We start from the raw sequence: 7,970 nt of genomic DNA, 5'->3' as shown, positions 1-7,970 counted from the left end.
TGCGAGTTTGCTTCGCGTCCCGGCAAAGCCGGGACTTGACACAGACTCCGCAAACTCTGCGAGTTTGCTTCGCGTCCCGGCAAAGCCGGGACTTGACACAGACTCCGCAAACTCTGCGCGCTTGGATTTTTTGGAATCCGTCGCGGCGAAATTACCCAAACGAACAGGGTAAGGACTGCTGTTTAAAAGAGACTCAAATGTCTTTGAAAGAGATTTAACCATTGTTCTCATCCCATCTATATTTATTATCGGTTGGACAGCACCCCAAAGTTGCTTAAAAACGCATTTTTTTATTCGCAGGTCTAACTTGCTGAAATCAGGACACTTTTCCGCCTACACCGCCAAATTTGAAAGCCAATCTGCGGCCTTTTCAATCTGTATGCCGTCAATAGTCAAAGACCTATCCATATTTTTGACGATCTGCACAGCCTCAACCCCCTGAAGTTTATTTTTAAAATAAAGAAGGGGCCTGCTCAAATCTTTTTCTCCGACTTTTACCTCGATGAGCGTCTTCGCTCTGCGGTTTACCGCTATGACAAAATCAACTTCGCGTTTCTCTTTGTCGCGGATAAAATGGAGAGAATTCTCTTCCCCCAATGTGTCTTCAAGATGATGCAGGTGCTTTTTGATGGATAAGGCCACAAGATTTTCAAACACCGCACCTTCATCTTTTCTGACCATACCCGTATCAAAAAAATATATTTTAGGTTCTTTTAATACCGCACGCGCAACGTTTTTTGTGTAAGGAGTGATTTTGAAAATGAGATACATATTTTCCAAAATATTTATCCAATGTTTTATCGTATGAGGAGACACTTGAATATCCCGGGCGATGGAGGAATAGGATATTGCGGAACCAACCCTTTCGCGCAACATGTCAATAAGAAGAAATAAGGACTGAATTTTGCTGATCGGTTCCAGATCGCGAACATCTTCACGAATAACCCTGTCAATCAGCAGTTTTCGCCAGCGATTGGCATAAGTCTCGTCTTGAGCTAAAAAGGGTTCGGGAAAACCGCCATATTTCATCAGTTGCGAGAGAGCATCCGCCGGTTTGATTTCTTTCTTCAATTCCGCGACAGTCAGAGGATAGAGATGATGAAGAAAATACCGGCCTGCCAAAGAATCACCACCGCGCCGATAAATACCAAGACGGGCACTTCCTGTGACCATAATGCGGGGAGGAATGCCTTCCGTATCATAAACACCTTTCAATATCGTCCTCCACTTCGGCCATTTATGAATTTCATCCATGACAATGAGCGGAGATTTTCTGTCCCACTGTTTTTTCAGAAATAGGCTTCGGCCAGAGTCGGAGTCAAAGTTGATATAAAAATATTCAGGCCAGAGGGACGAAAGGGACTTGGCCAGAAAGGTTTTGCCAACCTGTCTGGGTCCCGCCAAAAAGACCATCTTTTTCTCTAAGTCCTTTAAAATAAATGGTTTAATGGCCCTATCCATAATGGCCATTATGTATAGGAATGCATTTTGGTCAAGACCAAAATGTAACGCATTGCATTTTGGTCAAGACTAATTAGCATCCTTGCTATTTCTAGACAATCACGATAGCGGGCTTAGTCCATGCTTCCGGGGATTTTTATTACATTTGAAGGCATTGAAGGGTGTGGCAAATCGACCCAAATTAAGCTTTTGGAAAACTATCTCAAAAGTAAGGGAGTTCCCACCCTCTTCACACGGGAACCCGGAGGAACCGCAATCGGCGAAAAAATTCGCCAAGTTCTTCTTAATAAAGATTTCAAAGAGATGCACCCCATCACGGAACTTCTGCTCTACGCGTCAGCGCGGTCTCAACATGTTCATCAGGTAATTCTTCCCGCGCTCAAAGGAGGAAAAATTGTTTTGTGCGACCGTTATGCCGACGCCACAAAAGCCTATCAGGGAGATGCGCGCGGGATCGACAAAACTCTTTTGAAAAATATTCATAAAATCGCTACCGACAATCTTCAATCCACTCTCACTTTTCTTTTAGATTGTCCCGTGGAGATCGGGTTAGGAAGGGCGCAAGACAGAAACCGATTTGAAGAAGAAAAAGTTTCATTTCACAAAAAGGTCCGAAAAGGGTATCTCGAAATCGCAAAAGCGGAACCCAAACGGATAAAAATTATTGACGCAACCCAAACAAGAGACACCGTTCATCAGGAAATTGCCAACTATGTGGAAAAATATATTGGGTCATAAAAAACAGACCGATCAGCTTAATAAATCTTTGACGGAAAAAAGATTACCGCACGCCCTTCTTTTTTCCGGCATTGAAGGAATCGGGAAACAGACGATTGCACTGCGTCTGGCAGAGACACTCGTTGGTGAAACAAAAAAATTTCATCCCGACATTCATTTGATTGAACCGGTGGGCACCACCATCAAAGTTGACACCATTCGGGAACTCAAACGCAAAATTTATCTTCACCCGCTGGAGGGAAAAGCAAAAGTGGTTCTCATCAACAAACCGGAAGCGATGACGGAGGCCACGGCCAACGCCCTTTTAAAAATATTGGAAGAACCACCACAGGACACTTATTTTATTTTAATCAGCGCACAGGCCGGAAGACTTTTGCCAACCATCCGCTCACGCTGTCAAACCATTGATTTTAGTCCGCTCAATGAGAGCGACATTGAAAAATATCTTGAACAACAGGGCATTTCCAAAGAGGAGGCGCATCAAAGGGCTCTCGTTTCGGAGGGGAGTCTCAAAGCCGCTCTTGAACTGAATCCCGAACTTTTCGAAGAGACAAAAAATAGACTCGAAACTCTTTTAAAAAATCCGAAGCCGTCTCTTATTTTTGATTTAAGCGAAGAGTGGAGCCATGACGATGAAAAAATTCCTCTCATTCTGACGATGCTCCATCACCTCTGGCACAGAAAAATTATCGCAAAGGATTCCGCCGTTACAACGGAGATCCGGTTCAAACAATGGCAGTCAATTCAAGACGCCTCACGCCAGTTGGAATTTCACGCGAATAAGCAGTTGCTCTTCGAAAATCTCTTGTTTACACTCGCCGCTCAATGACCCCACCACCTATTCCATTATCGAAGCTAATTGGCCCTATGGGCCAAAGAATAGGTGGTGGGGTGAAAAAGAAATTTTACATCACGACGGCCATTGACTACGTTAACAGCCTCCCCCACATCGGCACCGCGTATGAAAAAATCGGTGCGGATGTGCTGGCGCGCTTCAAGCGAATGCAAGGCCATGATGTTCATTTCCAGATGGGAAATGACGAACACTCCATCAATGTTGAGAAAGCGGCCAAGAAAGAGGGACTGGATCCAAAAGTTTATTGCGACAAAATGCGCACGCAATTTGAATTGATCTGGAAAAAACTCGACATTTCCTATGATGACTTTATTCAGACCTCGGAAGAGCGTCACCAAAAAGGGGTGCAAAAACTTTTTCAAACCGTTTTTGACAACGGTGACATCTACAAAAAATTTTTTGAGGGATGGTATTGTGAATCGTGTGAAGCCTACTTCACAGAAAAAGATTTGGTTGACGGACTCTGCCCCAATCACAAATCAAAACCGAAATGGCTCAAAGAGGAAAATTATTTTTTCAGCCTCTCCAAATATCAGGACAAACTTTTAAAACACATCAAAAAAAATCCCGAATTTATTTTGCCCGCCGCGCGGCGGAATGAAATTTTGCGTCTCATTGAAGGAGGTCTTCAGGACATCAGCGTTTCCCGCGCCTCTTTCCTGTGGGGAATTCCGGTTCCTTTCGATACCACCCATGTGGTGTATGTCTGGTTTGACGCGTTGATCAACTACATCACCGCGATCGGCTACGGGGAGGAAGAGCAAAAAGCAAAAAGCAAAAAGCAAAAAGCAAAGACCAAAAATCAAAAATTTAAGAAGTGGTGGCCGGCCGACCTGCACATTATTGGAAAAGACATCACGCGCTTTCATTGTGTGATCTGGCCCGCGATGCTCATGGCCGCCAAACTTCCTCTTCCCAAAACGGTGTTTGGTCACGGATTTGTTTATCTCAAAGGCGAAAAGATGAGCAAAACACTGGGGAATGTGGTGACACCGATGGATGTCATCGATGTTTATGGCGCCGACGCACTTCGTTATTATCTCCTACGCACTTCGAGCTTCGGACAAGACAGCGATTTTACGTGGGAAGATTTCATTCGCCGATACAACGGCGACCTCGCCAACGGACTTGGAAATTTGGTGAGCCGAACCGCGGGCATGATTGAGCAATATCTGGAAGGAAAAGTTCCCTCCGCAAAATCAAAAACAAATCCGCTCGCAAAAAAAATGAAAACCGTTGCCAAAAAAGTGAAAGACTCTCTGGAGATAAAATCGGGGGACATCGCGTTTCACGAAGCACTGGCGGGCATTTGGGAAGGTATTTCTGAAGCAGACAAATACATCAACGAAAACAAACCGTGGGAGATGGCGAAGGGACCATGGACTATGGACCATGGACCAAAGACAAAAATACAAAATGTTCTGACAAATGTGGCGGAGACCATTCGTGACATTGCCGTCTTGTTGCAACCCTTCATACCCACCACAGCAAAAAAAATTCTGGAGCAATTTGGTCCGGAAATCAAAAAAGGCTTAAACTTATTTCCAAGAATTGAGGAGAAAAAAATAAAACCGAAAAAGGACAAGGGACAAGGGACTATGGACCATGGACCAGAAGAAAAAGAATTGCTCGACATTGCCGACTTCGCCAAAGTGGATCTTCGGGTGGCGCAAGTGATTCATGCGGAAAAGGTGGAGGGGGCGGACAAACTTTTGAAACTTCAAATCGATTTGGGGACGGAGAAAAGACAAATCGTCGCAGGCATTGCGCTCCACTATTCTCCCGAAGATTTAATCGGCAAAAAAGTGGTAGTCGTCACCAATTTAAAACCGGCAAAAATCCGCGGAGTTGAATCAAACGGAATGCTCCTCGCCACAAGTGACGCAAACACCATATCTATATTAACGCCATTTAAAGATGTAGCCGTGGGATCAAGGGTTAAATAACTACAAATCCAGATCATCTAGGCTTGGGATTTCGTCTTCGGCGGGTTTTGCTGGTTGTTCTTCTTCTATTGTGGGTTTGGCTCCGGTGGGGGCGGGTTTTTTGAAACCGTGTTCGTAGAGGGAAACGTCTTTGCTATTGCCGCGCACGACCTCGATGCGTTTCCCTGATTGTCTTTCCCATTTTTTGAGAGCTTTCTCAAATAAAGGTTGGTTGATGGACCACAGAAGAGAATCTTCTCCCTTGATCTTCTGATTGGAAAACAACGCATAGCTGATTGAAAAAGTCTGAAAACCGGTTTCATCAGGACCGCCCCAGACGACAAAATTCGCGGGTTCCTGAATTTGCAGTCGGATGAGATTGTCGGGATCCCAATCGGTGCGCAAAAAACCGACGATATTCAGATGCAGGCGAATCACCCAGAGCGGCTCGTTGAAATTTTTCATCACGAGCATGAGCTCATCGAGAAAAGTCATCGGGTTGAGATTTTCTTTTTTCACCTGTTTGCTTCCGTTATAGGTGATGACTTCCATGTGATCCGGCACCACGAGACCAAAAAAAGCGCGCATGAAATTAAAAACCTGTTCAAAGAACCACACGTTGGTTTCTTCGGTCGACATTTTCGTGAAATCAAGGCGCGAATTAAAACCCCAACTCCCCACCACCTGATTGCGACGCGTTGATTCGCGCAGAAGATCATCAAGACTGGTTGGAATGTCTATCTCACCCAAATCGGGAATGTCGGTGCTGGAATCGGACATGCACTGAATGTAAATCAGCCAGCGCCTCATTCCAAGGGGAAAGTTACGGCGTGATGGATGTTGTTGGGGGGCGTTCGTTGTATCTTAATTTGCCAACGCGCAGGTCGGGGAAATCACGGAGAAGCAAATCTTCGATACTGTCGAACTTCTGAGCTTTCTGATAGAGCCTCGCCAATATTGCCACACGGGAACTCCCCACCACATTTTCCAGCACCGGAGACGTTTCGCCAAAAATTTGTCGGATGGCGGCAAGCCATAACATAAGGGGATTCTCAGACTGATACGTAGACATCCTTCTCAGAGCCAAATAACGGTCGCAAACCCTAATATAAAATGCTTCAAATTTCCTTGGTGTATTGAGTGAGATAACCTTTCTGAATTCTGGACCCGCTCGCCACTCTTGCCACGCTATACCCGATGCAGAGCCTAAAACATCGGTCAGCATGACTTGATAAATCGCTTCATTTTTAGAAGAAGGTCCTTTTTCAGAAACTATTGGCACAGCCTTTTCGATAGTCTCTGCCCTGCGTTTCAAAATACGGTCCTTCGCGTCAGATTCTACTTCACTTTTGGATAAGGACCATTTTTCTAGTGCGTCAACAAGGGAAATAGATATCGCAGAAATCATTTTTTGGCGGGTCAAACTGAAACGATCTTCGATTAGTTGATCCGCATCGGACTGACGACCGGCTTCAACATAGAGATGTTCCAATTCTTTGGAGACGGCCAGATAACGATCCGCATAACTGTTGGCCCATTCAGGTTCTGTTTGAAGCATCCCCACAATATCGGCCAGACGAATGGATTCGGACAAAAAGTTGAGCCACCCGGAAAGAACGGAACGACGGTCATCAAAACTGGCACCAGCCTGCACCGAGGCTTTGTAGGCTCCTTCATAACCTTCATCAAGCTGACGGTCGTAGCCAAGGTAGTGATAACTTGCGAGAAAGACTTCGCGCCGATCCACAAATTGGTTCCACTCGCCAACAGCCGCACCGGCAGATGGCATGGGAGTAAGCTTACGATCCTGCTGAAATTGATTTATTATTTCTTTCAACCCAACTATGCCCTCACCACCGTACTTTTTAACAATGAAATCTCGATAAGACATAACCATGTCTGCTCTTAGACGATTCTTCTCCCCAGCACCCATGGTGACAACGCTATTAACTATCTGCAGTAACGTAGAATCCGGATTGATCTGCCGTGTCGCCATTGCGTAAGCTTCTTCGTAGATGCTAGCGCACACCGTCATGGCGGGATCCTCATAAAATGTTTTCACGGTTTTCCAGACTTTCGGATTGGTTTGATTATAAGGAGATATCCAGCGAAATTGATCTGATGTTAATTTTTCAGGGAGATGAATTGTAACGGTGGTGTTGGGGCCGCGTTCAAAAACGTGCAGTGTTCGCTCTCCTTTTAAAATTCTCTCTCTCTCTTCGGGACTCACTATGAATTTTTTCCCTTCAAAATCTCTCCAGCCGACAATGCTGAGACCATATTGATCCGGTATTTCAGACATCATTTGATAAAGAATATAGCTTGCTTCCAAATAGAGTTCGGACCAATCCCACGGACGATAATGGTGGAAAATATCGTGATATAAAACTTCGCGGTCGAAATAGTGAAACGCCACCTCAAGTGATTTTTCCAGTCGGTCTGTCATTTGCATAGTTGGGTTTTCTTCTTTTTCTCCACGGGCGAGACCCATCGCCATGAGGACAACATTTTCATATAATCGCGGGGAAATGGCAAAAAGATGACGGAAGGCTTGTGGAAAAATTGCTGGCAAACTAGCGAAGAGTGCCGTTCCAAGCGTAGCATCGGTCTTTGGGTCGTCCGGATCTTTAAATTCACTCAAAGATCGAGTAACAACACTCCAAAGTTTCTCATTCGTTGCACGCCAAAGTTTTTCATCAATATCGCCAACCAACCAATTCGCATCTCCAAAAAAATCTTTAAGACTTTTTCTTTCTCCTCCGACGACAATACCTGCAAGTTCGCTTTCATCAACGTAATGGGACGGTATAAACGGTTTATCCACCACTATAAAAGGTGCCAGCACATTCATGTGCGTAGACATAATCCGTTCATAATTGCTGAAAAACCATGATCGGATGAGTTCCTCCAAAGGCTTTACGCCGTCCGCTATATCATAGGCTGTCAAAATCTGTTTCAATTCTCTCCACAGAGGGACAACATCGGCAAAT

Annotated in this window: 6 protein-coding genes; 3 read left to right on the top strand and 3 right to left on the bottom strand. The window is 45.0% G+C overall.

Going from position 1 to position 7,970, the window contains the following annotated elements:
* Nucleotides 1-333 precede the first annotated feature (333 nt).
* Entirely contained in the window at nucleotides 334-1,413 is a 1,080-nt protein-coding gene (locus tag HY877_03935) for an ATP-binding protein (protein ID MBI5299428.1), read from the bottom strand.
* A 168-nt stretch (nucleotides 1,414-1,581) separates the two neighbouring features.
* Between HY877_03935 and HY877_03930 the strand changes: the two genes are divergently transcribed.
* Genes HY877_03930 through metG form a run of 3 tightly spaced genes read left to right on the top strand, consistent with a single transcriptional unit; the run spans nucleotide 1,582 to nucleotide 5,001 of the window.
* Nucleotides 1,582-2,199 carry a dTMP kinase gene (locus HY877_03930; GenBank protein ID MBI5299427.1) on the top strand — a complete coding sequence of 206 codons (618 nt, stop codon included), beginning with the start codon at nucleotides 1,582-1,584 and terminating at the stop codon, nucleotides 2,197-2,199.
* Nucleotides 2,174-3,028 carry a DNA polymerase III subunit delta' gene (locus tag HY877_03925; GenBank protein ID MBI5299426.1) on the top strand — a complete coding sequence of 285 codons (855 nt, stop codon included), beginning with the start codon at nucleotides 2,174-2,176 and terminating at the stop codon, nucleotides 3,026-3,028. Before HY877_03930 ends, HY877_03925 begins: the two co-directional genes overlap by 26 nt.
* 38 nt (nucleotides 3,029-3,066) lie before the next feature.
* Entirely contained in the window at nucleotides 3,067-5,001 is a 1,935-nt protein-coding gene (gene metG, locus HY877_03920; protein MBI5299425.1) for a methionine--tRNA ligase, read from the top strand.
* Here the strand turns inward: metG and HY877_03915 are convergent, their stop codons facing one another.
* Nucleotides 5,002-5,760 carry a hypothetical protein gene (locus HY877_03915; protein MBI5299424.1) on the bottom strand — a complete coding sequence of 253 codons (759 nt, stop codon included), beginning with the start codon at nucleotides 5,758-5,760 and terminating at the stop codon, nucleotides 5,002-5,004.
* 43 nt (nucleotides 5,761-5,803) lie between these two features.
* Nucleotides 5,804-7,970, bottom strand: a 2,167-nt coding sequence (locus HY877_03910) for a hypothetical protein (protein ID MBI5299423.1), incomplete at its 5' end; no start/stop codon positions are given.

The organism is Deltaproteobacteria bacterium (assembly GCA_016213065.1).
In the GTDB taxonomy this organism is placed as follows: Bacteria; UBA10199; UBA10199; order SPLOWO2-01-44-7; family SPLOWO2-01-44-7; genus JACRBV01.
The sequence above is the reverse complement of the archived record's forward strand: the minus strand, read 5'-3'. Positions and strand labels throughout refer to the sequence as shown.

What these genes read in the sequence shown, in the direction of transcription:
- HY877_03930 (MBI5299427.1), top strand. Translation starts at nt 1,582, where the DNA reads ATGCTTCCGGGGATTTTTATTACATTTGAAGGCATTGAAGGGTGTGGC.
- HY877_03915 (MBI5299424.1), bottom strand. Translation starts at nt 5,760, where the DNA reads ATGTCCGATTCCAGCACCGACATTCCCGATTTGGGTGAGATAGACATT.
- HY877_03925 (MBI5299426.1), top strand. Translation starts at nt 2,174, where the DNA reads ATGTGGAAAAATATATTGGGTCATAAAAAACAGACCGATCAGCTTAAT.
- metG (MBI5299425.1), top strand. Translation starts at nt 3,067, where the DNA reads ATGGGCCAAAGAATAGGTGGTGGGGTGAAAAAGAAATTTTACATCACG.
- HY877_03935 (MBI5299428.1), bottom strand. Translation starts at nt 1,413, where the DNA reads ATGGTCTTTTTGGCGGGACCCAGACAGGTTGGCAAAACCTTTCTGGCC.